This is a genomic window from Paenibacillus medicaginis, assembly GCF_042138635.1.
Taxonomy (GTDB): Bacteria; Bacillota; Bacilli; order Paenibacillales; family Paenibacillaceae; genus Paenibacillus; species Paenibacillus medicaginis.
Map to the genome: position 1 here is coordinate 61,529 of NZ_JBHIRY010000006.1, position 22,345 is coordinate 83,873.

At 48.6% G+C, this 22,345-nt stretch carries 27 protein-coding genes; 20 read left to right on the forward strand and 7 right to left on the reverse strand.

Annotated features, from left to right (window positions below; genetic code table 11):
• Positions 1-5: 5 nt before the first annotated feature.
• The gene (locus ACE5LO_RS08435) at positions 6-89 is read left to right on the forward strand and encodes a putative holin-like toxin (protein ID WP_375519740.1); all 84 of its coding nucleotides are present in this window, start codon (positions 6-8) and stop codon (positions 87-89) included.
• 214 nt (positions 90-303) lie between these two features.
• Here ACE5LO_RS08435 and ACE5LO_RS08440 read toward each other — a convergent pair whose 3' ends face one another.
• Complete coding sequence (locus ACE5LO_RS08440) at positions 304-522, reverse strand: helix-turn-helix domain-containing protein (RefSeq protein WP_375519585.1); 219 nt, start codon at positions 520-522, stop codon at positions 304-306.
• A gap of 155 nt (positions 523-677) precedes the next feature.
• On the opposite strand from ACE5LO_RS08440, the gene ACE5LO_RS08445 reads away from it, so the two are divergent.
• The 8 genes from ACE5LO_RS08445 to ACE5LO_RS08480 all read left to right on the forward strand — a co-directional run bounded on the left by ACE5LO_RS08445 (position 678) and on the right by ACE5LO_RS08480 (position 7,293).
• Positions 678-971 carry a DUF6809 family protein gene (locus ACE5LO_RS08445; RefSeq protein WP_375519586.1) on the forward strand — a complete coding sequence of 98 codons (294 nt, stop codon included), beginning with the start codon at positions 678-680 and terminating at the stop codon, positions 969-971.
• A 141-nt stretch (positions 972-1,112) separates the two neighbouring features.
• On the forward strand, positions 1,113-2,123 hold the full coding sequence (locus ACE5LO_RS08450; RefSeq protein ID WP_375519587.1) for a LacI family DNA-binding transcriptional regulator: 1,011 nt from the start codon (positions 1,113-1,115) through the stop codon (positions 2,121-2,123).
• 246 nt (positions 2,124-2,369) lie between these two features.
• Positions 2,370-3,065, forward strand: coding sequence for a glycerophosphodiester phosphodiesterase (locus tag ACE5LO_RS08455; protein ID WP_375519588.1), 696 nt, complete (start codon positions 2,370-2,372; stop codon positions 3,063-3,065).
• A 168-nt stretch (positions 3,066-3,233) separates the two neighbouring features.
• Entirely contained in the window at positions 3,234-3,608 is a 375-nt protein-coding gene (locus ACE5LO_RS08460; protein WP_375519589.1) for an extracellular solute-binding protein, read from the forward strand.
• Positions 3,605-4,105, forward strand: a complete 501-nt coding sequence (locus ACE5LO_RS08465) for a type 2 periplasmic-binding domain-containing protein (protein WP_375519590.1) — start codon at positions 3,605-3,607, stop codon at positions 4,103-4,105. Before ACE5LO_RS08460 ends, ACE5LO_RS08465 begins: the two co-directional genes overlap by 4 nt.
• 31 nt (positions 4,106-4,136) lie before the next feature.
• Positions 4,137-5,042 carry a phosphatidylinositol-specific phospholipase C gene (locus ACE5LO_RS08470; protein WP_375519591.1) on the forward strand — a complete coding sequence of 302 codons (906 nt, stop codon included), beginning with the start codon at positions 4,137-4,139 and terminating at the stop codon, positions 5,040-5,042.
• A 254-nt stretch (positions 5,043-5,296) separates the two neighbouring features.
• The gene (locus ACE5LO_RS08475; RefSeq protein WP_375519592.1) at positions 5,297-6,724 is read left to right on the forward strand and encodes a hypothetical protein; all 1,428 of its coding nucleotides are present in this window, start codon (positions 5,297-5,299) and stop codon (positions 6,722-6,724) included.
• 65 nt (positions 6,725-6,789) lie between these two features.
• The gene (locus ACE5LO_RS08480) at positions 6,790-7,293 is read left to right on the forward strand and encodes an MFS transporter (protein WP_375519741.1); all 504 of its coding nucleotides are present in this window, start codon (positions 6,790-6,792) and stop codon (positions 7,291-7,293) included.
• A gap of 169 nt (positions 7,294-7,462) precedes the next feature.
• Here ACE5LO_RS08480 and ACE5LO_RS08485 read toward each other — a convergent pair whose 3' ends face one another.
• Complete coding sequence (locus ACE5LO_RS08485) at positions 7,463-7,825, reverse strand: winged helix-turn-helix transcriptional regulator (protein ID WP_375519593.1); 363 nt, start codon at positions 7,823-7,825, stop codon at positions 7,463-7,465.
• Positions 7,826-7,992: 167 nt separating this feature from the next.
• On the opposite strand from ACE5LO_RS08485, the gene ACE5LO_RS08490 reads away from it, so the two are divergent.
• From ACE5LO_RS08490 to ACE5LO_RS08500, 3 genes are all read left to right on the forward strand, one after another.
• Complete coding sequence (locus ACE5LO_RS08490) at positions 7,993-8,622, forward strand: TetR/AcrR family transcriptional regulator (protein ID WP_375519594.1); 630 nt, start codon at positions 7,993-7,995, stop codon at positions 8,620-8,622.
• A 224-nt stretch (positions 8,623-8,846) separates the two neighbouring features.
• The gene (locus tag ACE5LO_RS08495; RefSeq protein ID WP_375519595.1) at positions 8,847-10,415 is read left to right on the forward strand and encodes a PTS transporter subunit EIIC; all 1,569 of its coding nucleotides are present in this window, start codon (positions 8,847-8,849) and stop codon (positions 10,413-10,415) included.
• 5 nt (positions 10,416-10,420) lie between these two features.
• Entirely contained in the window at positions 10,421-11,140 is a 720-nt protein-coding gene (locus ACE5LO_RS08500; protein ID WP_375519596.1) for an N-acetylmannosamine-6-phosphate 2-epimerase, read from the forward strand.
• A 208-nt stretch (positions 11,141-11,348) separates the two neighbouring features.
• Here ACE5LO_RS08500 and ACE5LO_RS08505 read toward each other — a convergent pair whose 3' ends face one another.
• Complete coding sequence (locus ACE5LO_RS08505; RefSeq protein ID WP_375519597.1) at positions 11,349-12,152, reverse strand: MurR/RpiR family transcriptional regulator; 804 nt, start codon at positions 12,150-12,152, stop codon at positions 11,349-11,351.
• 235 nt (positions 12,153-12,387) lie between these two features.
• On the opposite strand from ACE5LO_RS08505, the gene ACE5LO_RS08510 reads away from it, so the two are divergent.
• Both ACE5LO_RS08510 and ACE5LO_RS08515 read left to right on the forward strand, forming a co-directional pair.
• Positions 12,388-13,305, forward strand: coding sequence for an NAD(P)/FAD-dependent oxidoreductase (locus tag ACE5LO_RS08510; protein ID WP_375519598.1), 918 nt, complete (start codon positions 12,388-12,390; stop codon positions 13,303-13,305).
• 70 nt (positions 13,306-13,375) lie between these two features.
• Positions 13,376-13,558: a hypothetical protein gene (locus ACE5LO_RS08515; protein ID WP_375519599.1), complete on the forward strand. Its 183-nt coding sequence runs from the start codon at positions 13,376-13,378 to the stop codon at positions 13,556-13,558.
• 123 nt (positions 13,559-13,681) lie between these two features.
• On the opposite strand, the gene ACE5LO_RS08520 is transcribed toward ACE5LO_RS08515, so the two are convergent.
• Positions 13,682-14,623 carry a zinc-binding dehydrogenase gene (locus ACE5LO_RS08520; RefSeq protein WP_375519600.1) on the reverse strand — a complete coding sequence of 314 codons (942 nt, stop codon included), beginning with the start codon at positions 14,621-14,623 and terminating at the stop codon, positions 13,682-13,684.
• A gap of 236 nt (positions 14,624-14,859) precedes the next feature.
• On the opposite strand from ACE5LO_RS08520, the gene ACE5LO_RS08525 reads away from it, so the two are divergent.
• A complete protein-coding gene (locus tag ACE5LO_RS08525) occupies positions 14,860-15,738 on the forward strand; it encodes a hypothetical protein (RefSeq protein ID WP_375519601.1) in 879 nt (292 codons plus the stop codon).
• Positions 15,739-15,858: 120 nt separating this feature from the next.
• On the opposite strand, the gene ACE5LO_RS08530 is transcribed toward ACE5LO_RS08525, so the two are convergent.
• The gene (locus ACE5LO_RS08530) at positions 15,859-16,497 is read right to left on the reverse strand and encodes a DUF2306 domain-containing protein (protein WP_375519602.1); all 639 of its coding nucleotides are present in this window, start codon (positions 16,495-16,497) and stop codon (positions 15,859-15,861) included.
• Positions 16,498-16,766: 269 nt separating this feature from the next.
• Here ACE5LO_RS08530 and ACE5LO_RS08535 point away from each other — a divergent pair, with 269 nt between their 5' ends.
• A complete protein-coding gene (locus ACE5LO_RS08535; protein ID WP_375519603.1) occupies positions 16,767-17,453 on the forward strand; it encodes a response regulator transcription factor in 687 nt (228 codons plus the stop codon).
• A 1-nt stretch (position 17,454) separates the two neighbouring features.
• A complete protein-coding gene (locus tag ACE5LO_RS08540; protein ID WP_375519604.1) occupies positions 17,455-18,789 on the forward strand; it encodes a sensor histidine kinase in 1,335 nt (444 codons plus the stop codon).
• Positions 18,790-18,844: 55 nt separating this feature from the next.
• On the opposite strand, the gene ACE5LO_RS08545 is transcribed toward ACE5LO_RS08540, so the two are convergent.
• Positions 18,845-19,582: a polysaccharide deacetylase family protein gene (locus ACE5LO_RS08545; RefSeq protein WP_375519742.1), complete on the reverse strand. Its 738-nt coding sequence runs from the start codon at positions 19,580-19,582 to the stop codon at positions 18,845-18,847.
• Positions 19,583-19,785: 203 nt separating this feature from the next.
• On the opposite strand from ACE5LO_RS08545, the gene ACE5LO_RS08550 reads away from it, so the two are divergent.
• Together ACE5LO_RS08550 and ACE5LO_RS08555 are read left to right on the forward strand one after the other, a co-directional pair.
• Positions 19,786-20,118 carry an ArsR/SmtB family transcription factor gene (locus ACE5LO_RS08550; RefSeq protein WP_375519605.1) on the forward strand — a complete coding sequence of 111 codons (333 nt, stop codon included), beginning with the start codon at positions 19,786-19,788 and terminating at the stop codon, positions 20,116-20,118.
• A gap of 24 nt (positions 20,119-20,142) precedes the next feature.
• On the forward strand, positions 20,143-20,652 hold the full coding sequence (locus ACE5LO_RS08555; protein WP_375519606.1) for an SRPBCC domain-containing protein: 510 nt from the start codon (positions 20,143-20,145) through the stop codon (positions 20,650-20,652).
• A 94-nt stretch (positions 20,653-20,746) separates the two neighbouring features.
• Here the strand turns inward: ACE5LO_RS08555 and ACE5LO_RS08560 are convergent, their stop codons facing one another.
• Positions 20,747-21,619: an AraC family transcriptional regulator gene (locus ACE5LO_RS08560; RefSeq protein ID WP_375519607.1), complete on the reverse strand. Its 873-nt coding sequence runs from the start codon at positions 21,617-21,619 to the stop codon at positions 20,747-20,749.
• Positions 21,620-21,777: 158 nt separating this feature from the next.
• Between ACE5LO_RS08560 and ACE5LO_RS08565 the strand changes: the two genes are divergently transcribed.
• The gene (locus tag ACE5LO_RS08565; RefSeq protein WP_375519608.1) at positions 21,778-22,326 is read left to right on the forward strand and encodes a GNAT family N-acetyltransferase; all 549 of its coding nucleotides are present in this window, start codon (positions 21,778-21,780) and stop codon (positions 22,324-22,326) included.
• Positions 22,327-22,345 lie beyond the last annotated feature (19 nt).

A 22,345-nucleotide genomic window follows, 5' to 3' on the forward strand; every position in this document is an offset into this window, starting at 1 on the left:
AGGCTATGACAGTATTTGAAGCATTATACTTGATGCTTGCATTCGGCATGTTTGTAATTGCCGTGCTGTCTTTCGGTAAACGGAAATGAGCCGCCCTGTGGATAGGATAACGGCTCATTTCTTTTGAGTTCTTTCCATGGCTGCCCGCTCTTTTAGCGGTGGTTGTACAAGGGACCGGGTGCAACCGGTCCTTTTTCTATTCTTATGTTACCACAATGAAATTATACAATTCAACGGATTGCTGTGTAATTATATATATTTCTATGTGATTCTATAGATACGGTTAGTTTACTATATCACAGGCTATTTCCCATTTGGACGAATGGAGATATTCGTCTGACCAAGAATGTAGTCAATACTTACGTCGTAAAATTCGGATAGTTTAATCAATATAGAGCTTGGCACATCCAGATTTCCGTTTTCGTATCGTGAATACGTTGCCTGAGAGATTTTTAGATAATTAGCCAATTGTTGTTGAGTCAAATCCTTGTCTTCACGTAAATTACGTATTCTCTTGTACATCGTTCATCACCCAAGCTAATTTTAAGTTATGCGAAAACTGCATATTGAATTTTATGCAGTTTTCGCATAAAATTTATTTGTACAGAAAGTACGAGCTGTTCTTTTATATTCTCAACGATATGGTTTACATAATTTTCTTAAAGGGGAAGTATGGAATGAAAAGTATTTTGGAGGAACTTTACAGAGGCAATCTGGACCCTGCAGAGGGGATGCTTCCCACGGATCCCGAATATCGTCCGCTCAATAGAAGAATTACTGAATTCATGGAGGAACTCAAACAGAGATTTTCGGAGAGCGATTTCGCAGCCCTTGAGCAAATATTGGATTTGAACGATGAATCTAATTCGATGCTTGCAAGTGAAGCTTTTGTCCAGGGATTCAGAATGGGAGCTTTGGTAATGGTTGAGGTGTTCAGAGGGGGCAAACCTGATGTTATGGGCGGAAATTAGGAGGGCGTAACGTTACGCAAAACCTTTTTCGGCGCTCTTGAATTTCGCCGGTCGTTCTCGCCCAGCATGAAAGTTGACGAATGGGCGGACGTATCATATCGTAAATTATAGGAACGTAATCGGTTAAGGGGTGGCAACAAGGTGGGAGCAAGCATTAAAGACGTCGCGCGAAGAGCCGGTGTGTCTGTTACCAGTGTGTCCAGGGTGTTGAACGGTGAGAAGTATGTGAGCAAGGCGCTGCTCGAGAAGGTCAATCGGGTCATTGAAGAGCTCAATTATTCGCCGAGTCACATCGCGCGCAGCTTGAAGTCGCAGAAGACGAGTATCATTGGCATCATTGTTCCTGATTTGACGAATCAATTTTCTTCAACGATCTTAAGCAACATCGAGGCAACCGCAAGTGCGAAAGGATATAATCTGCTTGTCGGCAACATCGCGGAGAGCCTGGAGAAGGAACTGAAGTACTTGCGGATTTTTCAAAACATGAGGGTCGATGGCATCATTGTCATGCATCAGAAGTTTGATGACCGCATTCTTGATTTTTTTGCAGGCGCCGCGATGCCGATTTTGTTTTCCAGTGTGAAAGCCCCGTCATCCGCACACTTGTCAGTGATGATCGACGATTATCAAGCCGCATTCGACACGACGGAGCATCTTATTCAGACAGGGCATGTGAACGTTGCTTATCTCGGCGGTGATTTGCATGACATTACTTCCGGATTGAATCGGTATCGCGGATTTCTTGATGCGATGAAGAAGCATGGGCTGGAGCAGGACGAACGATTCGTCAAATTTGGCGATTACAAGCTGCCTTCTGGGCGCAGGCTGATGGAGGAAATCATTCGACAAGATGAGTTGCCGACGGTCGTCTTTGCAGCCAGTGACGATATGGCCGTTGGGGCGCTCAATTGTGCACTGGATTACGGACTGCAGGTGCCGAAAGATATCTCCATCGTCGGTTTCGACGGGAGTCGGATAACGGAGTTGGTTCGCCCTGCGATTACCTCAATGGAGCAACCGGTGGAGGAACTTGGAAGGAAGTCGGTCGACTATATGCACCAATTGATCGTAAACCCGGAGCTCACGTTCGACTCGGATATTATATTGCAGCATCGACTCGTCGTACGTGAAAGCAGTCGAGCGTTAATGTAGTTCTCGCAGAGAACAATCTATGTCACCCGAAGGGGTGATTTTTTTTGCTTTGTGCAATTTACATAAAGTCAAACAAAAAATAGCAATAGATTTTACATAAGCCAACTAGAATATATACAGAATCATTTCTGGTAACGATACCATATCAATGTTATAGAGGGTGGAACGTACGATGGACGAACTGTTGATCGCGGAGGATATTACTGGAACTGGAACAAAATTGACTGGAGAAGGAGAGTTGGCACAATGAAACGTTATCAGATCATCGCGCATACCGGCTGCGAAGGAACCCCTTACAACACGGCAGAATCTTGTCAAGCCGGCTTCGATGCAGGCGCCGACATGCTGGAAGTGGACGTTCGCGCGACGAAGGATGGCGTAGCGGTGCTTTATCATGATGATGAACCTGACGTCGGGCTCTACACATATACGGAATGGACGAGTGCCGAACACGATCCGGTCGAGAAGCTGGAAACCGTATTGAGACAGTTCCTCAATAAGCGTATTCAATTCAACCTGGATTTGAAGACTCTCGAGGCTTATGAAGCCGCAGTGAAGGTCGTGGACCAACTGGACGCCTGGAGTCAAGTGTACTTTACGGGTGTTACCGACCATCTTGCACATGGCATCCGGGCAAAGCATGTCGTATGGAATTTGCCGCACATCCCGCTAGACACACCTGATGACGACTACGATGCGGATATCCGGCGGTATTGCGAACAGGTGAAACAAGCAGGCTTTTGCGGGGTGAACGCCCATTACGAATCGTGCCGCGAAGCATTGATCAAGCATGCGGCACAGCGCGGCTTGCTCGTCTGGATTTATACGCTGCCGGCGAACGGGGCGTTGCTCCGCAGGTATGTTGACATGGGGGTAGACGCGGTGTCCGTTATGGACGTATCCGCCTGCATGGAACTAACGAAGCGTTGGTCGTCAAGATGATGCTATTTTCTTTGACAAATATGGTATCGATACCATATGGTCTGATTTCATGATCGAAGGGAGGAGGACAGCCGAAGTGTTGTCCGACAATCATGTTGCAGGTGAATGCAAGACAAACAAAAGCTAAGGCGTTCGGAAGCTGGAAGGGCGCCTCGAGACGGGAATCGCATGCTGTATGGTATGTATTCTTGCTCCCGACATATTGTGTATGACAAGCAGCTTTTCGACGATTGGGGTGTCGAATATTTGTCCGAATCGCCAACGATCGATGAGGTGCTGGAAAAAGCGGCGAAGATGACGGGAAAAAACCCGAAAACCGGCGCACAAAACTATGGATTGACCTTTAATGGAAAGGATGCCGCAGATACTGTCATGAACGTCAACGAATCGCTTGGCGGTCAGTGGGGAACCAGGTTCTTGTGGAAAGGCATGAAGGTGGAATTCGATTCGCCGACGATGATCGAGGCGGCGGAACGGCTGAAGGAAGCGAGCCAGTATGCTCGGAGGGTGTGCTTGTGGACCAAGGGAGCGAGAACTTCTTGAAGGGTAACAACAATGTCGCCATCAACTTGCGCGTAGCCCCCGGCTTCATCGACAGCATCAAAACATTCGGCACGCAAGACCGTTACCAGGCGACGCTTCTCTTCCAGAATTCCGAGAAAGGAATGGGCGGCATGTTTGCGGGAAGCCCGTTTGCCATCGGTGCAACAAGCCAGAACAAGGATCTTGCCTGGGAATGGCTGAAGTTCAGCGGAAGCGAAGTTTTTCAGAAATACATGTGGGAAGAACAACGCTCCCAGAGTATGCCTGTCCTTAAGGCAGCGGCAGATTGGGAAAGTGTGAAGGCAGAGCCGCAGATGGACATTATTCTCAAACAAATGAGCCAACTGTGGGCGCCCCGCTATCCTTATCGTTCCGGACAACCGCGTTATATTTTGTCGGAGAACGTAGAACGCATTTTGTTAGGTGAATTGTCGCCTGCCTCAGGAATGAAGCGAGCGCAGGAAGAGACGGAGAGTTGGCTGGAAGGTCAGCAATAATAAATCCATTGAGAGGCAAGGTGGTACAAAAATGTTTAAGAAAGCTCTTCTGTTTGTTGCTATCGTTGTTGTGTGTGTCACGTCTTTGGCGAACACATCCATGGCTTACAGCAATTCCAACTGGATGGGGGAGATTAGTGATCAGACCGCGCTATCCGCTCTCTCGATCCCGGGGACACATGATTCCGGTGCGATGTACGAGTCTATTTACGGTACGGCCAAGACGCAGGATCTCACAATTGCCGAGCAGTTGTCCAGTGGGGTCCGCTATCTGGATATTCGTACGAGACACTTTAAGGACGCCTTCACGATTCACCACGGCGCGGTGTATCAGAATCAAAACTTTGACGGCGTCTTGAATGCCGTGATTTCGTTCCTGAATAACAACCCGACGGAAACCGTGATCATGAGCGTGAAAGAGGAACATACCGCTGCCGAAAATACACGTTCCTATGAAGAGACCTTTAATAGCTACATTAATAAAAATCCGAACAAATGGTTGATGACGGATCACATCCCTACTCTCGGCGAGGCCAGGGGCAAGATCGTGCTTCTTCGAAGATTCGCGGCCGACCAGCTTCCGAAAGGCATTGATGCAACGGCTTGGAAAGACAACACCTCCTTCACAATCCATAATGCAGCCAGCTTGAACATCCAAGATTATTACAAAGTATCGGACCGGAACAAGAAGTGGACGAATATTCAGAACATGTACAACGAAACGAATTCGTCCAATCCATCGACGTTATACATTAACTTCACAAGCGGGTACAGCCCGGGCTTGTTCGGCATTCTGAACATTCGAGCGATTTCGGACGAGATCAATCCAAAGGTCAATCAATTCTTTACCACGAACACGAGCGGCCGCTTCGGTGTTTCCGCGATGGATTTTATGACAAGCGAACTTGCTTCGAAGATTATTGCAACTAATTTTTAATTCGCAACATATATATACAACAATCTAGCAATGAAAAGCTCCTGAATTCGTGCTCGCGGCGGTTTAGGAGCTTTTTTTGCATGCTCAGAATTCGCAAAATAACCAGTATCACAATGTATCCTACCATACAAAAATGATCGGACCATACAAAAAAGTGCGTACTATTCAGCGTTATTGGAACTTGGTAATCTACATACAGAACGAACGATCCACAAGTGGAGCGGTCGTTAAATTACTCATAGATGGGGTGCGAAATGATGCAAGAATATCAACTTACTTTGAAAGATAAACGAATCGTATGGGGAACTGCAGTGGATATTGAGCCGCTAATCGGCAAATATCCCGGTGACTCCATCAGACAAGGCGTGAATACGGCCCTGGATTGGAATTTGCCTGCCGGTGTATATCGGGCAAAAGAGGTCGTAATGGAACTGGATAAGCTGCTCGAGTCGATGCTGGTTCAGCTTGGCGAACCGGTTAAAGGCGATCCGACAGTGCTGCTGGATAGTCTTCAGGCCAATTTGGCGATTTCCGGACGTGTGTCTTCACTGCCGCTTGGGCCTTTGGCATTTGAAGATAAGGCTGGCGCCGAGCTTACAGCCCAGGCGGTACGCATAGGGGAACAACTGGTAAGCTGGGCGCGGGAAATTAATGCACAGAAGAGAGCACTCGCCCAATATGGGCCGGAGACGCTCGGAGCGCTGGAATTTCGAAGCCACTGTTATGGTCATGCTCTGATTCCGGAAGCTATTGCACAAGCTTTCGGGCCAACGGGCGGACCAAGGGTCATGCAGCTCTATAATGAATATCTGCACCAATTTGTTCTGCTGCGGGATGCCTTGCTTCCATTTGCCAATTGGGAGCAGGTGCCGTTTGAAGTCAAGGAGCATACGGAGTTCAAAGGGCTGCGTTTTCTGGAGCCGGTACGTGAGCGCTTTTTAACTCAATTGTTAGGGAAAAAGCTGACGCACAAATCGATTGTCCAGTATGCGCAAAGTGTGGTCAGCTCAGGTTTGACCACAGCCGGTTACGGCTTTCAATATCGCCTGGGAACCGTATTGCCTGCTGGTTTGGGAGAGACGGCCGGGACAGCGGCGCGCTATCTACTGAAATGGCATCCGGTACAAACGATACAGGCAGCAGGAACACAAGATGTGACTGCGGTCTCATTCGATTATGAATATGACGATTATTATGCCGCTCCGCGCAGCGAAGCAGGAACAGGTACACCGGTGAAAAAAGATACGCTTCCTGTTACTGGAGAGCATTACGATCAGCCATCCATCGCCCGGCTGCTACCAAATGCAGGCTCCGACCGAACGACGCTTCGTTTCAGTCTGGAACTGGAAGGCCGCGAATTTAGTGTAGATCTCGGTCAGCTCTTCAGGGGGCATCGCTTTTTATATCGCCCGCAAGGGATCGACAATGCCGATACCGGAGTTGTGAAGCGGACATCCATCAGCTCGCATCAGGCAATAGATATTCTTTCACATGCCGGGCTGGTGACGAATACGGACGGTATTCATTTCATTCCGACTGGCGGAAATGAGCTTATCGTATGGGCTTTGCTGGGCAAGCTGTATCCTGAAAATGTGGTGTTATTGGATAAAGGGGATAAGGAAGAACTGGAGGCGGCGTTTGTTTCCGGCAAGGGGTTCGGAACGCAATTTTTAGTGCTGTGAGCCGGGAAGGAGATTTATTTTGACTAAACAACAAAAGCTTCTGACTTTGAATTTATTTTTATTACATTAGCCTCGTCTTTTTACTGTACGGCGTCGTATCGATCTTCAGCACATTAATCGGAGGCAAGCTGGCCACCCGCAACGGGATGGGGAAAATTCGATATGTATTCCTGGCTCAGGCCGTCATCCTCGCGTCGCTGTATGTTTCGTCAGGCTCGCTTATCGGGGGATTAGTCAGCATTTCGTTCATAGCTCTCATCGTTTATCTCATGAACTCTACGATGCAGCTGTACTTCATTGATTGGGCCGACCAACATGTGCCGGAGGCCAGAGATTTGGCTTCGTCCTTAACTTCTGTAGCTGTCAATGTTGGCATCGCGATCGGATCGGCTTTGGGAGGCTTTGTTACAACAAACATGAAACTCATTGATGTTTCCTGGTTCGGGGGCATCGTGGCCATTGTGGCTGCTGTGCTGGCTTTTATTAATTATGGTTTGGAGCGGGGAGCCCGTAAGGCAAATCAAGAGGAGGATGGGCTTCAAGGCCAATACGAAGCTAAAACCTTGTAATCACGGAAGACAGGGTGTGATTAACCATTAGCGAAAGAAACGACTACGCCAGAATAGCGATTCCCATTAAAAAGTCAAGAGGTGCCCGGGAGGGTGCCTCTTGACTTAAATATTCAAACGGGCAGGACGTGAACATAGTCTTTGATTGGATTTGCCGAACTGTTTTTCCTTATGCATGCTTATGATCGGAGTACGATACTTCATCGGGAAAGCTCTCGATATATGTGGTGCCAAATTCGCATAACATCAAGAGCATGGGGGCCAGTTCCTCACCCAATTCGGACAAGCGATATTCCACTTTTGGCGGTGAAACCGGATAAACCTTGCGGATAATCAATCCGTCGCTTTCAAGCATTTTCAGTTGCATTGTAAGCATGCGTTGGGTCGCTTCAGGAAGCAGCCGCCGTAATTCATTAAACCGTATCGGGCCTTGGGCCAAATGATTTAAAATAGATATTTTCCATTTCCCGCTCACCAGGCCCAATACAATTTCCGAGGTGCAGCGGTAGGATTTTTCTCTGAAATTGATCATCTATCAACACGTCCCTTTCAGAAGAATTAAGCAGCGGATTGCGTAAGTTTTCGTCTTTAAACTGAAATGAATTATGGATCAGTCTTTCCATATATTAAGTTCAGCCAGGCTCTCTTGTCAATAAGTTCTGGATCGATTAGTATAAAATTGATGAAGGAGGTTATCTTATGCCACGAACGGGACGTCCACGTTCATTCAACCGTGACGAGGCGGTCGCTGCCGCGATGATTCTATTTTGGGAAAACGGCTTTGAATCCACATCACTGGCCCAACTGCGCGCTGCAATGGGGAATATATCGGCTGCGAGCTTTTATGCGGCATTCGAATCGAAGGAAGCGCTGTTCCGCGAAGCGGTGGATCGATATATATCTACTTATGGAGAAGTTTCGGAAAGCTTCAGGGATACAAGCCTGACAGCGAAAGCAGCCATGGAGCAGGGATTGCGGCGATCGGTACGAATGCAGACAGAGAACTCCCATCCCACGGGCTGTCTGTTGGTATTGTCTGCCGTGAACTGCTCTCCCGAGCAACAGCACATCCGGGAAATGCTCGCCCAGGAACGGGAGAGAGTCCACAGTTGGATGAATGAATGTATAGAACGCGCCGTAGCCAATGGGGAACTGCCCAAATCAATGGATATCTCCATGCTGGTTACGTTATATGAAACATTTCTCCGGGGAACATCGCTGCAAGCCCGCGACGGTGTTCCATACGAGGCCATGGACGCTGCCATTACTCAACTGATGTACGTATGGGATGCATTATCCGCCGCACCGGGCGATCGGGAAATTGTATGATCAGGATAAAAAGAAGCGATTCTTTATCACTAGGTGATATCGAGTCGCTTTTTGGTCTTTTAGCGGGAAGCTTCCAGCTTATCGGCAAACCATCTGTGTCCAGTTCTTTAAGGTGATGGGATACGATATCTTACATACCATGAAAGCGATTTATATTTCTCTTGACGAAAATAATTTTCATATTTATTATTTAAATGAAAATAAATTTAGAAAGGTGGTCCCTCATGAAACGATACTTTGAGAAGGCGCAGAAATTCGGCAAGTCCTTCATGCTTCCGATTGCGGTACTGCCTGCTGCAGGTCTTTTATTAGGCATCGGTGGCGCATTATCGAATCCAAATACGATCAACTCGTATCCGCTTCTGCAAATCACCTGGCTGCAGCAGATTTTTACCGTGATGAGCAGCGCAGGCAGCATTGTGTTCGATAATCTCGCCTTGATCTTCGCCATCGGGGTTGCCGTGGGCATGGCAAGAGCGGATAAAGGAACAGCGGGTTTGGCAGCAGGCCTGTCCTACCTGGTCATGAATGCCTCGATCAACGCGATGTTGGTCAATACCGGGAAGCTGGCCGTGGACAACCTGGCAGGTGCGGGACAGGGCATGGTACTCGGGATTCAAACCTTACAGACAGGGGTGCTGGGAGGAATTGTTGTCGGATTAGTTACGGCGTGGCTGCATAACCGATACAATAAAATAGAGCTTCCGCAGTTTCTTGGCTTTTTCGGCGGTTCGCGGTTTATTCCGATCATTTCGTCATTTGCGGCCATATTTATCGGCATTGCTTTATTTTTAATCTGGCCGACCATCCAGCTCGGAATCGCTAGCCTCGGCAGTCTGGTTGACAAAACAGGTTATGTCGGTACGCTGTTTTACGGATTTTTCTTGCGCATGCTTGGTCCGCTGGGGCTGCATCACATTTTCTACCTTCCTTTCTGGCAGACCGGCCTGGGAGGCACGATGGAAGTCGCTGGCAAAGTATACGAAGGAACGCAAAACATCTTTTTTGCGCAATTGGGAGATCCCGCTACCGGGAAATACTTCATCGGCACATCCAGATTCATGTCAGGCCGTTTCATCACCATGATGTTTGGTCTGCTGGGCGCAGCGCTGGCTATTTATCATACAGCCAAACCTGAACGTAAAAAAGTCGTTGGCGGTCTCATGTTGTCTGCGGCACTCACTTCATTTTTGACAGGGATTACTGAGCCTTTGGAATTTTCTTTCTTGTTCGTAGCTCCGATCCTGTATGTGATTCATGCCGCATTTGACGGATTTGCATTTATGCTGGCACACATTTTCGAAATTACAATCGGGCAGACGTTCTCCGGTGGGTTAATTGACTTTATCCTGTTTGGCATTCTCCAGGGCAATGAGAAAACCAACTGGCTGCTGGTGCCGGTGATCGGTGTCATATGGTTCTTCCTGTATTATTTCACGTTCCGCATTTTGATCGTTAAACTGAAGCTGAAAACGTTGGGCCGTGAAGATGAAGCTACATCCGATCCGGGGACAGCAGCTCCAGGCAACAGCGGTACATCAACAACATCTGGAGAGTCCAGATCCGTCGCCATATTAAACGCGCTTGGCGGCGCGGACAATATTACGGACCTCGATTGCTGCGCTACGCGGCTGCGGGTTTCCGTCATCGACAAGGATAAGGTGCAAAAGGAAGCCTTTGAAGCTACAGGAGCCAAAGGTGTCGTATTTGTCGGCAATGGAGTGCAGGTCATCTACGGGCCTCAGGTTACGGTAATCAAGAATGAAATCGAAGAATATTTGGAAACGGAGTAATGGCAATGAATGATTTGAATCGATTGGGATTAAAAGGTGGCCTCGTTGTATCATGTCAAGCATTGGAACATGAGCCCCTTCACAGTTCGTTTATTATGGGCAGAATGGCGGTGGCAGCCAAAGAAGGCGGGGCCATTGGTATCCGGGCCAACACGGCGGTTGATATCAAAGAAATTAAAGAGCAGGTTGATCTGCCCGTCATCGGGATTGTAAAAAGAAACTACGGAACCAACCCGGTATTCATCACACCGACGATGCGTGAAATCGACGAGTTAGCTGAGGTTGGAGCGGAGATCGTGGCCTTGGACGCAACGCTGCGTCCCAGACCTGACGGCAAGACCTTGAAGGAGCTTGTTAGCGAGATTCGCAGCAAGTATCCGCAGCTTCTGTTGATGGCAGACATCTCAACTACGGAAGAGGCGGTATATGCGGAACACCTCGGCTTTGATCTGATATCTTCCACTTTGGTCGGTTATACAGAGGAGACAGCCGGAAGTAAACTGTATGATGATAATTATGCCATTTTAAAAGATATTGTGTCCTCTGTGAAAACTCCCGTTGTGGCGGAAGGGAATATCATGACACCGGAAATGGCGGCAAGCTGCCTGAAAGCAGGTGTATATTGTGTTGTCGTTGGCGGAGCCATCACCCGTCCGCAGCAGATTACGGAGCGCTTTGTAGCGGAGATTGCAAAATTAAAGAATTCGGAATCTTCCACAAAATAAGTTTTTTGAGCTTAAACGAGCGAGTATTGGTGTCGAACTTCACACCAATACTCGCTCTTCTTTTTATTTAGAAGTGGGGGGATACTCGAAGCAGCGGAGAGAACGAAGCAATTCCGGAAAAGCGGAGCGGTCGCCTTTGGCCCGGAGGGTCAACAGCGATTGTAGGAATGCTTTGTTCTTGGAGCGTTGTTCGCAGAAACCACCCACTCTATTCCGCTGAATACAGCGCCTCCAAAGTTCGCTGCCGAGCCTTCAATAAATTCTCGTCTTCAAGCAAGAGCAGAGACATGACGTCCAAAATATAAATGATGGCAAGCTGGCTGTTGATAAAATTCACATCGCCTGATCTTCCGATTTCCGGAGTGAACAGACAAATATCCGAAACTTCGGATAGGGGGGTATGGTCAAAGTTAGTGATTCCGATGATTTTGGCGCCTCTTTTTTTAGCCTGATTTAGCGCCTGACTCACCTCTGTCGTACGTCCCGAATTGGACAACCCAATCACAAGATCTTCTTTCCCGAGCAGGGAGGCGCTCATCGTCATCATATGTGAATCCGTCACAGCGTCAACCACAAGATTCATACGGGTGAGTCTATATTTAAACTCCAATGCGGAGAGGCCGGAGCTGCCCAGTCCGTAAACATAGGTTCTGCGGGAGGCCTTAATCAGCTCAACGACTTCTTTAATCCTTTCCGTATCCAGCATTTCAGCTGTGGCATTTATGATATCATTGTACAGATGTTGCGTTTTGATAAAAAAGTCCGTATCATTGCGGGGTTTTTGGGCCTCACGGTTTAGCCGGATTTTGAAATCGACAAACGTATCGCAGCCCACTTTCTTGCAAAAACGGGTAATGGTTGACGTTGACGCATTTGTATATGAGGCCAAATCCTTAATATTGATATTATTAATAGATTGCCGATTTCGCATCACATAGTCAGCAATCTCTTTTTCCTTGGCTGAAAATCGTTGATATTCAAGCTGGAGTATATCTATGACACTGGACGACATCACAAAAGCCTCATTTCCATTAGGAATATATATCATCCATTTTAGCAGTCGGTGTCTTCGAAAACAAAATCGGACACGCTTTTGGCGGGCGGGAAAGAAAACAGGCGTTGCAAATTGCAGCGGATTTATTTATTATGGATATTAATAGTCCATATTAGTTATAAAACAGCTATTTTTTTATTCTAATCATGGATATAAAATATCTATTAAGGTGGTTTAAGGGATGGGAAAACAAATGGAAAAACAACTTCTCGATGTAGCGATTATTGGCGGTGGCCCCGCAGGGTTGAACGCCGCTCTCGTGCTGGGACGGGCTAGAAAGAATGTGGCGGTCATTGATGAAGGCCGTCCGCGCAACGCTGTGACCCGCGAAGCTCACGGGTTCCTCACACGTGATGGAATTAGTCCGGGTGAGTTTCGGCGAATTGCAAAGGAACAGATTAGCGCTTATCCTTCTGTATCTTTGGTTGAGGATACGGCCGTGTCGATTGCAGGAGAGGACGGTCAATTTCAAATTACGACTGCACAAGGGACAACCTTTGCAAGCAAAAAGCTGCTGTTTGCCGTCGGAATGAAGGATCGTCCGCTGGATATTCCGGGACTTAAGGAAGTGTATGGGCAGAGTGCCTTCGTTTGCCCGTATTGCGACGGCTGGGAGTTAAGGGATCAGCCGCTTGTCATCATTAATAAAGGGGCAGACATTATGCATTTTGCCCCGTTAATTTCCGGATGGACGAACAATTTCATCTTCTGCACGAACGGCCCGGATGAGCTGACAGATGCTCAGCGTGAGGAGCTTCAGCGCCACCAAGTTCCTATGTTCGACTCGCCGATCCGGCATATCGATTCAGAGGACGGGATCGTGCAGCAGGTTGTTCTCGAAGACGGGACGAATATTCCATGCAGAGGGATCTTTTTTAAACCTGACCTGGTCCCAGGCTCTGATTTGCCGCGAGCCATCGGATGTGACATGACGGAAGCGGGGATCGTGGTTGTCGATGAATTCTGCAAAACGACCGTTCCGGGTGTCTATAGCGCAGGAGATGCGGCATCGCGCTTCAATCAGGCTATTGCTGCCGCCTCTACGGGCTCCCTTGCTGCCGCGATGATAAACAATGAACTGAATATGGAGGCCTGGAAGCGAGAATGGTGACTCGGAAGCAGCGTTCCGGCCACATCATTCAAATTTCCTCTATAGGCGGTCGGGTTGGGGCGGCTCGTCCATGCAAATAAGGGAAGTGGGTGAGGATTATGAGGAAACTGTGGGCAAGATACATCGTTTCCGCAAAGAAATCGACGGGAAGATGCCCGGAGACCCCGTTCGTGCCGCGAAGGTCATAGCGGATATTGAAGCGGGATGCATAACTATTACCCAAATGACTGTATCGAATATAAAAGTGAAATGACCGAATTCTTTGAAAATCAGCGGCGCTCTCTGCTCGAAATGAGTCAGAGAGCGCCGCTGTTTCTTTTCGGGTCCGTTTTTTTGTAGAAGAGGGGACGGGTATTATCATTGCAAATCTTTACAATCAACTGATGTGAAGCACGGCTTTACCGGAGAATTTCCGTTCCATTAGTTTGTGGGCGACGGTGTCAATTTCGGTCCACGGCGCCTCCACTTCGATCCGTGGCGTTAGGCGGCTGTCTGCGACTAAACGGGCCAGCAAACCTAGATCCGCCGCGGCAGATTGGCGAGTGAGCTCTTCTCCGAGAAAGAAGCTGTACAAGGTTTTTCCGCCGCTGGTCACCAAATTCATCATATCGATCGTAGCGGTATTGGAGGAGGAAAATCCCACCGCGACACAAATGCCCTGCGGTGCAAGTTGCGGCAGCAATGCCGCCAGTGTATCGCCGCCTACCGAATCGATGATCAGATCATAGGGACCGAATTTGCCAGCTGATGAAATTTCGGAATATCCAACAATCACCTCGTCGGCCCCGGCCTCCCGGACAAGCTGGGCCTTCTCCTCCGTGCTTGCCGTACCTACGACGAACGCGCCGGACTGGGCCGCAAGCTGATGGGCGAACAGCCCGACACCGCCGGTAGAGCCTGTAATGAAAATGCGCTTGCCGAGCAGCATGCCGCCTTTGCGCAGCGCATTAAGCGCCGTCAGGCCGGATACGGACAGGGTTGCCGCCTCCGCAAAAGTGACCTCGTCCGGAATTTCGGCCAGCATCGATACGGGGGCAGTCACTTGCTCGCTCCAGGCACCCATCGGGAGTAAGCCGACAACCCGGGCTCCTTTTTGCGGACCTGTGCCGCTCTTGGCCGGCTCAATGACAACCCCGGCGAAATCCCAGCCAGGGCGGTAGGAAGGTTCCTGATCCGTGGCGTCCCCCACTTCACCGCGATTGAGAGAGACGGCTTTGACCTGTACGAGCGCTTCCCAAGGCTGGGCCAGTGGAGCTTCAACTTCCTTGAACGTCAAATATGACGGGGCAAGCGGATCAACTACAATGGCACGAATCATATGTTATCTCCTCCATGAATTGGTTGTGTGTCATGAGATGACTTTCGATTTCATGGAGGAGTATAATTTAATTCAATGATCGGCTCAAGTGCAGAACTACACTTCGTAAGAAAAACGTCTATCGACGTAATTCAAAGAAGCCAGACCGCGTTTAGCAGTAGGTTTTCTTGCGATTTCAGGAAGCTTATACCAAGAAGTCTATACTTTCTGAAATCTTAAAAGAAGGGGAGAGGAAGATGGAAATACAAACAGAGAACTCAAGACTTAAACTCGTATTGGGGGAGATTGAAGCGCTGCGGATGAAACGGCAGGGGGAGCTATCGAATCGGCCTCATCCATCCTTGAAGCGGTTCACGCAACAGGAGCTGAATGACGAGGCTTTCCCTTCGTATAAAAATCTGCTGGTCGGACGTTCCCGCCGCCTACCGGAGCGTCAGACGATGATGAGCATCGCCGAGTATCTTGAGTGCACTTCCGACGAACGTAACGATTTGCTTTTGGCAGCCGGTTACCTTCCAATCCAGACCGCATTGGAGGGACGGGCGCTGGAGCGTGTATTGGAGTGGGCGCAGCAAACGATGAGGACCATTCCTTTTCCTTCCATGATCGTAACGCATACGCAGGACATCAAAGGAGTTAACGAGCCCTTTCGCCGCTTGTTCGATATCCCTCTCGATCGTTCGTACGATGGCTTAATGAACAGGGTTGATTTTCATTTTAATCCTGATTTGCCAATCCGGCCGCGCTCCACTTTCGACAAAGCGTCTTTCGAACATTGGGAGGCGCACGCTACAAACGGGGTAAACGCGTTCAAGAGGGAGCATATGTTGTCCCGCTACGATGCTTGGTATCAGAAATTGCTTTACAACATTCAAAAATATAACGTGGATGAATATTTAACTATGCCCGATGCAGGGGAAGAGGTTGATCACACGCAAACCATATTGGCCAGAATGGAAAGCTCCGGCGAACTTATTCCTATTCGCTACAAACAGGTTTCCATTTCCGCAGGCAGCCGTGTATATCCGCAAATTGAGGTTTTTCTGCCGGTCGATGCTGCCGCGCGTCAAGTTTTCGAGGAACTGGGTTGTCCTGCTGATTGTGAATTCGTCTAACGTGAAAGACCAGGAAGCGAAAGGAAGTGGCCCTGACGAACCGTCGTCCGGGCCCTGTTGCTGTGTAGGAACATCCTCGGTTCGACCGGGGATTCAAGAATGCCCGCAGCTATTATTTTTTCAGACGCGGCCTCCAGGTTGACCGATTGCTCTAATAATGATTTCGGGAATGACCAGTAGCAGCACAATGGAGCCATAAACGCCAATGATATAGCTGGTAGCGTAAACAAGGCCGAATCCCTGATGAAAAAGGGTGGTGATCAGATGAATGAACATATTCGTAAAGCAAAAGGCGTAACTGCGGATCATCCAGTTCCGGTGGCGGATCATCTGTTTCTTCTTGATCTGTACAAGCGCCATAATGGTTATAACCGGCCATATCATATTGATCAAATTGAAACCGATACTGCTTATTCTTCCCCCGGTAGCGTAAGGCGCCATGTATCCGGAGGTTAGCACGACAACAAGTACGGACACGATATAAACGTAGCCGTTGATGCGGTGGAAGCGGCGGCTTTTTTCAAAGATCCGATTAGAAAAATTAAGCAGACCTGACGCCATGGCGATGCATGCAAATGCAACATGAATATACATCACGTTCAGCCAGAGGGGGAGATTAAGCTCGCGCCTGAGTCCGGTTTTGCGGCTTAAAAATCCCGCAGCTCCGGGATCGATCATATAATTTTTCACCAAGGCGTATACGATAAACAGAATGCTGATCACGGTCAAAAGTCTGAATAATGTTCTTTGTTTCTTCATGAGATCTTAAACCCCCGCGCTCCATATTGATTATTAATATATAATTCCGGTCAGGAAACTCCATAAATCCTCCTTCATCCGTTTCTGCGCAGGACAAGTCATTACCCGCGGTATTGGCCGCCCGTGTTCGCAAAGAGAATGGTAACAAACAGATATCTCAAACGACCTGTAAAAAAGTCACAAAACAATCAACATTTCATCACAAATCAGGTAGTTGCGTTAGCTTCCAGCGCAAAAATGTTAAACTGGAATCCGAAGGTGGGATATTCATGAGCGAAGCAACGACAATACTGGTTGTAGACGATGACCAAAGCATATCCGAGCTATTGAGAGATTTTTTAGAGTTTGAACATTTTTACGTGATCACCGCTTGTGATGCCGCTCAGGCGTGGGACGCGTTTGAGCGGCATTCCATACAATGCATTATTCTTGACATCATGATGCCGGGACAAAACGGGTTTGAGCTATGCAGACGGATTCGGGCGGAGAGCAGTGTCCCTATCCTTTTCCTGAGCGCACGCAGTGATGATGTGGACAAGATTCGCGGGCTGACGCTCGGCGGTGATGATTATATTGTCAAAACGGCTTCCCCCGGCGAGATTGTAGCAAGAGTAAAGGCTGTATTGCGGCGTTCCGCTTCTCAGCAGCAAATGAATGTAAAGAGTCTGGATTTGGGCCGCATCAAGCTGAATCTGTCCACAAGAGAAGTGATCGTGGATGGGAAAAATGTCGTGCTCACGCCGAAGGAATATGAGCTGCTGCAATTATTTGCCGAGCATCCCAGACATGTTTTTACATATGAACAACTGCTTGATAAATTTTGGGACGGGGTGGGCGACAGGCATACGATCCGGGTGCATCTCGCCCGTCTGCGCGAAAAAATCGAATCAGACCCGAACCACCCGCAATACCTGGTCAACGTATGGGGAGTAGGCTATCGCTTCGAGGGAGGATAACATGAAGACACTTCGCATTCGCACATTTACTTTTCTGTGCCTTTCCTTCATACTGCTGGTGCCGTGGATCTTTTATCTTACAGCCCATTTCATGGAGACCAAAACGCTAAGAATCACAGAAGCTCGTCCGCAGGATGAGCTTCTGCAAACACACTTGACGGAGATCACACACCTGATCGAAACGGGCGCGGACAAGTGGAAGGATCCGAATTGGCAAAATCAATTGGACAAAGAGCTGCAGCAAGGGAACATGGACATTACTATTTTCTCTGCTTCAGATCAGGCGCTCTACCAGTCTAATCCGGAGCGCCGTGGCACCTTGTCGTCAGTTGAGCAGTTCTCCATCATCGAGGATGGTCAGCTGCGGGGAAGAGTCGTCATTTACCTGCCGCAGCCGCCAAAAACAGTCCAGACGATTTCCATGCTGGCCGGATTTTCATTGGCTTTCTTTGTCGTCGCTATGGAAATGCGCAGGTTCCTGCTGAAGCCGCTCGAACGGATGAGCTTTGCGGCCAGGCAAATTGCTGCTGGACATTGGGATGCAGAGCTGCCCCGGTCCAAGATCACCGAAATCTCTGCCGTACGCGATGGGTTTGCAGTGATGGTGAAGGGGCTGCAAAAGGCTTTTCGGAAGCAGGCGGAAATGGAGGAAGAACGCCGTTTCGTGATCGGTGCAGTCACGCATGATTTGCGGACTCCACTGTTCGCCTTGCGCGGTTATTTGGACGGCCTGGAGCAAGGTATTGCTCAATCCCCGGAGAAAATAGCGAAGTATGTGGCGGTATGCAAGGAAAAATCGGCGCAATTGGACCGGCTGGTGGAGGACCTTTTCACATTTACAAAGATGGAGTATCTGGAGACTGGGCTTAACCAAAAAACAGTTGATTTCAACATCATCATTCAGAAGTCCATTGACAGTTTAAGCCCGCTGGCCCGGGAAAAGCGTATTTCGATCACAAACCATGCCGTGGACGGCTGCTTCATTAGCGGGGACATGCACTTATTGGAGCGCGCTATCAGCAACCTGCTGGATAATGCCGTAAGGCATACTCCTTCCAGTGGTGAAATTGATGTTCAGTGTTATGGGGATCATGAGCGGGTAAAGTTTGAGATACGTGATACAGGGCCGGGTTTCACGGCAGAAGAACTGCAGCGGGTGTTCGAGCCTTTATATCGGGGGGAAGTGTCCAGGAATCGTTCAACAGGCGGCAGTGGCTTGGGACTGACGATTTCACAAAAAATTATCAGGCAGCATGGAGGAGAGCTTGCCGCAGGCAACCATTCGGAGGGTGGAGCGCTGCTGACCGGCTGGATTCCAATAAAACATTCGGACTGATGCGAAAAAAGTCGTTGCATCGGGCACAGTCCCCTGAGAAAAGTATGCGTCGTCTTTATGGCACAAGGTTGATTAAAGGCAAATTTTCTTCCAGCTTTCGATGGTTTATTAATTCCGAGACGGTTACGAGGCGGTAGCCTCTTTTTTTGAGCTCAGGCAATATGATTTTCAAAGCTTGCGCCGTTTGCATGGAGCCTCCTGCATGGTCATGCAGAAGCACAATGTCGCCATTGCGCGCATTGTTAAGCACCTTGTTGACAATTCTGCCAACTCCCGGTTTGCTCCAGTCCCTGGTGTCCTGATGCCACGACCACAGCACCACCGTATATCCAAGTTTTTTAGCAATCTCAATTACCGAATCATTATAGTAGCCGCCCGGAGGACGGAACCATGGAGAACTCGTCGCGGTCAGGTCTTTAATCTTAGTTTGAAGGCTTCGCATTTCATGTTCAATCGTTTCCGGCCGCATCGTTGTTTTGAAATAGACGTGGTGGTCTGTATGATTGGCGACTTCATGTCCTTCCGCAATTTCACGTTTGATGATTTCCGGGTATTTTGTGAGGCGATAGCCGATGACAAAAAAGGTGGCTTTCGCATCGTATTGTTTCAGCAAATCCAAAATTTGAGGGGTAATGTCGGGGTCCGGTCCGTCATCAAACGTCAAGGCGATCATTTTCTCGTTCATAGGTACTTCCCACACGATATCTCCCCTGGTCTCGTAATAGGGCCTGTCATGTTTAACGGGTAAGGAAAAGCCAGGGAGCAGCAGAAAACTAATGATACAACCGGACATGATCCAGAGAACCTTCAGCGGCACAATATTCCCTCCTTTTTTGGATGAATTTGCTGTGTGACCTGTTTAAATTCCCCAAGCCAATTGCAATTTATTCAATTAAATATTCCTTTACAGGAATATTCCCTTTGTGTTATATTACAAATACGATATAATTAACGAAATGAGGTGGATCGAACCAAGACGCGGAAAGGAACAAAAATATGGATACAACGACATTTAGTGCTCTGGCCGAGCCGAACCGGCTGCATATCGTGGAGCTGCTGCGTAACGGTCCATTGACCGTGGGGGAGATTGCCGATCAGGTGGGCATTCGTCAGCCCCAGGCCTCGAAGCACCTGCGTGTCCTGCTGGATGCCGGCCTTGTCGACGTCCGGGTCGTTGCGAACCGCAGAATTTACAGGCTTCAGCAGGAGCCGTTCCGGGAATTGAATGAGTGGCTTGAAACCTATAAGGCACTCTGGGATGAGCGCTTTGACAATCTGGAACGTTACTTGAAGGAACTGCAGGCAAAGGATAAACCATCGAAGGAATAAATTCATTTCAGGGAGGAAACGAAGATGACGAATTCAATGATTTTCAGGACAGAAGGACAGGAAATATTTGTGGAGCGCACGTTTGACGCACCGCGTGAGCTTGTATTCAAGGCGTTCACCGAGGCCGAGCATTTGAAGCACTGGTGGGGTCCTCGCGGCTGGGAGCTGACGGTATGCAATATCGATTTTCGCCCCGGAGGCGTATGGCACTACTGCATGAAGTGTATGGATCCAAATCAGGGAGATTTTTATGGAGTCGAATCGTGGGGCAAGGCATTGTACCACGAGATCGTGCAGGGGGAGAAAATCGTGTATTCTGACTACTTCTCGGATGCCGAGGGCAACACTTCAGACGATATGCCCGCTACGGAAAGCACATTGACCTTTATCGAGCAAGACGGCAAAACGAAGGTCGTTAACCGGGCTGTGTATGCATCTGCAGATGCGGTTAAAACTGTGATCGACATGGGCATGGAGCAAGGCTTGACGGAAACATGGGATCGTCTCGCCGAATATGTGGTGTCCATCCGGTAGTATTAAAATTGAACAGCATGCACTTTGAAGCAAAACTGCGGGGACCTTGATCATGACAAGGCTTCCGCAGTTTTGCATTTGGTTGATGTTCAGTCTATGGCTTTAATACAGGTACCCAAATTTCGCTTTTGTAGTTCGGACTGCTGGTGTCCTTGCTTTCATTCCATAGGATTTCAGGTCCTCCTGTTGTTTCATAACCGGAAGTCGGGAACCATTCGGCGTAAATTCTTCCCCAGACCTCCTGCAGCGCTGTGGGAAACGGTCCCATGGCCGTAAATACAGCCCAGGTGCCTGCAGGAACGTTCAGTACCTCCCAGCGTTGCGGGACTTCTTTCGATGTAGCGACTCCGATATACTGATCCAGCACCGTTCCTTCTGCCCGGCCCTCGGTGAAATTGACAGAGGCGCATATGATGCCCCTTGGCTCCACATTGGACAGCTGCTTCAGCTCGGTGAAGTCCTTTTCTGTCAGACTGGCCCACATCTCATTCATCTGCGGATTTACACCTTCATAAATCAGAGTGATTTGCTTTTTGATGCCGGCAATTTGAAAAGCTTCCTTCTCTACAATCCGATAATCCATTTCGTTGCCTCCCTTAATTGTAAGTTGGAAGGTCATGGGCGGAAATGCCTTTAAAGCAGCGCCTTTCTTTCGTGCTTCCGTTGGAGTAATGCTATGCAGTGACTGAAAAGCTCTTGAGAACGAATCCGGTGAATCATAGCCGTATTTGATTGCAAGATCAATAATTTTGACATGTTCCGAATTATGGAGCTCGAGAGCTGCCAGTGTCAGCCTTCTGCGGCGGATATATTCGCTTAGGGACAGGCCGGCCAGGAATGAAAACATTCTCCTGAAGTGATATTCCGAGCAGCAGGCAAGCCTCGCGGCTTCCTTGAGGTCGATTTCTCCAGCCAGGTTGGCTTCAATATAGCTCATGGCGAGGTTAACCTGCTTTAATGCATCCAAATTCATGACCTCCTTTCTGTTGATATCGTAGCAAAACGAAAAGGAATCAGCCCGACAATACCGGTGCAGGTTTTGTCTGGGATAAAAAATGCTTGAAAAGCATGTCCTGATATAGGAAAATCATGCTATCCCATACTTACACGGAAAGGAACAAGAAGATGATGAACGGGCTTACCATCACGCAGTTCAGTCTATCCGATTTCAAGCAGGCCTGCCACCTGTTCGAGACGCTTATCCCCGACGTTTTTGAACAGGAAGGGATTGGACATTTGACAGGGGATATGCAGGATGAGATTGAACACAAAATAAATTTGCTCCGCAGTGCGAGGGAGGGGGATGAGCCGAAAACCCGTTTTTGGCTTGCGAAACAGAATGGTGTTGTGGTGGGGATAATTTCCTTTGGGCCCTCTAATGAGGATCTTAATGCTTGCACAGACCATGAATTGGCACAGGTGGGGGAACTCGGCAGTTTATATGTTTTGCCAGGCTATCAGGGCCGGGGAATAGCGTCTGCTTTGATTAAGGAAGTGGTCATATATCTTCACAGCCGTGGGATCGAGGAATTTTGTCTGGACAGCGCATATAGACGCGCCCAAGAGAAATGGAAGCAAAAATTCGGTGAGCCTTATGCGGCGGTGATGGACTATTGGGGACCGGGTACCGTACATATGGTCTGGCTTTGCAGAGTGAGCGATTTTCTGGATTAAAATCAAAAACAGCCCTCAA

Bases quoted from the DNA above. Each gene is read 5' to 3' on its own strand.
- ACE5LO_RS08435 (WP_375519740.1), top strand. From the start codon at position 6: ATGACAGTATTTGAAGCATTATACTTGATGCTTGCATTCGGCATGTTT.
- ACE5LO_RS08440 (WP_375519585.1), bottom strand. From the start codon at position 522: ATGTACAAGAGAATACGTAATTTACGTGAAGACAAGGATTTGACTCAA.
- ACE5LO_RS08445 (WP_375519586.1), top strand. From the start codon at position 678: ATGAAAAGTATTTTGGAGGAACTTTACAGAGGCAATCTGGACCCTGCA.
- ACE5LO_RS08455 (WP_375519588.1), top strand. From the start codon at position 2,370: ATGAAACGTTATCAGATCATCGCGCATACCGGCTGCGAAGGAACCCCT.
- ACE5LO_RS08460 (WP_375519589.1), top strand. From the start codon at position 3,234: ATGCTGTATGGTATGTATTCTTGCTCCCGACATATTGTGTATGACAAG.
- ACE5LO_RS08470 (WP_375519591.1), top strand. From the start codon at position 4,137: ATGTTTAAGAAAGCTCTTCTGTTTGTTGCTATCGTTGTTGTGTGTGTC.
- ACE5LO_RS08475 (WP_375519592.1), top strand. From the start codon at position 5,297: ATGATGCAAGAATATCAACTTACTTTGAAAGATAAACGAATCGTATGG.
- ACE5LO_RS08485 (WP_375519593.1), bottom strand. From the start codon at position 7,825: ATGATCAATTTCAGAGAAAAATCCTACCGCTGCACCTCGGAAATTGTA.
- ACE5LO_RS08490 (WP_375519594.1), top strand. From the start codon at position 7,993: ATGCCACGAACGGGACGTCCACGTTCATTCAACCGTGACGAGGCGGTC.
- ACE5LO_RS08495 (WP_375519595.1), top strand. From the start codon at position 8,847: ATGAAACGATACTTTGAGAAGGCGCAGAAATTCGGCAAGTCCTTCATG.
- ACE5LO_RS08500 (WP_375519596.1), top strand. From the start codon at position 10,421: ATGAATGATTTGAATCGATTGGGATTAAAAGGTGGCCTCGTTGTATCA.
- ACE5LO_RS08505 (WP_375519597.1), bottom strand. From the start codon at position 12,152: ATGTCGTCCAGTGTCATAGATATACTCCAGCTTGAATATCAACGATTT.
- ACE5LO_RS08510 (WP_375519598.1), top strand. From the start codon at position 12,388: ATGGAAAAACAACTTCTCGATGTAGCGATTATTGGCGGTGGCCCCGCA.
- ACE5LO_RS08515 (WP_375519599.1), top strand. From the start codon at position 13,376: ATGCAAATAAGGGAAGTGGGTGAGGATTATGAGGAAACTGTGGGCAAG.
- ACE5LO_RS08520 (WP_375519600.1), bottom strand. From the start codon at position 14,623: ATGATTCGTGCCATTGTAGTTGATCCGCTTGCCCCGTCATATTTGACG.
- ACE5LO_RS08525 (WP_375519601.1), top strand. From the start codon at position 14,860: ATGGAAATACAAACAGAGAACTCAAGACTTAAACTCGTATTGGGGGAG.
- ACE5LO_RS08530 (WP_375519602.1), bottom strand. From the start codon at position 16,497: ATGAAGAAACAAAGAACATTATTCAGACTTTTGACCGTGATCAGCATT.
- ACE5LO_RS08535 (WP_375519603.1), top strand. From the start codon at position 16,767: ATGAGCGAAGCAACGACAATACTGGTTGTAGACGATGACCAAAGCATA.
- ACE5LO_RS08540 (WP_375519604.1), top strand. From the start codon at position 17,455: ATGAAGACACTTCGCATTCGCACATTTACTTTTCTGTGCCTTTCCTTC.
- ACE5LO_RS08545 (WP_375519742.1), bottom strand. From the start codon at position 19,582: ATGTCCGGTTGTATCATTAGTTTTCTGCTGCTCCCTGGCTTTTCCTTA.
- ACE5LO_RS08550 (WP_375519605.1), top strand. From the start codon at position 19,786: ATGGATACAACGACATTTAGTGCTCTGGCCGAGCCGAACCGGCTGCAT.
- ACE5LO_RS08555 (WP_375519606.1), top strand. From the start codon at position 20,143: ATGACGAATTCAATGATTTTCAGGACAGAAGGACAGGAAATATTTGTG.
- ACE5LO_RS08565 (WP_375519608.1), top strand. From the start codon at position 21,778: ATGATGAACGGGCTTACCATCACGCAGTTCAGTCTATCCGATTTCAAG.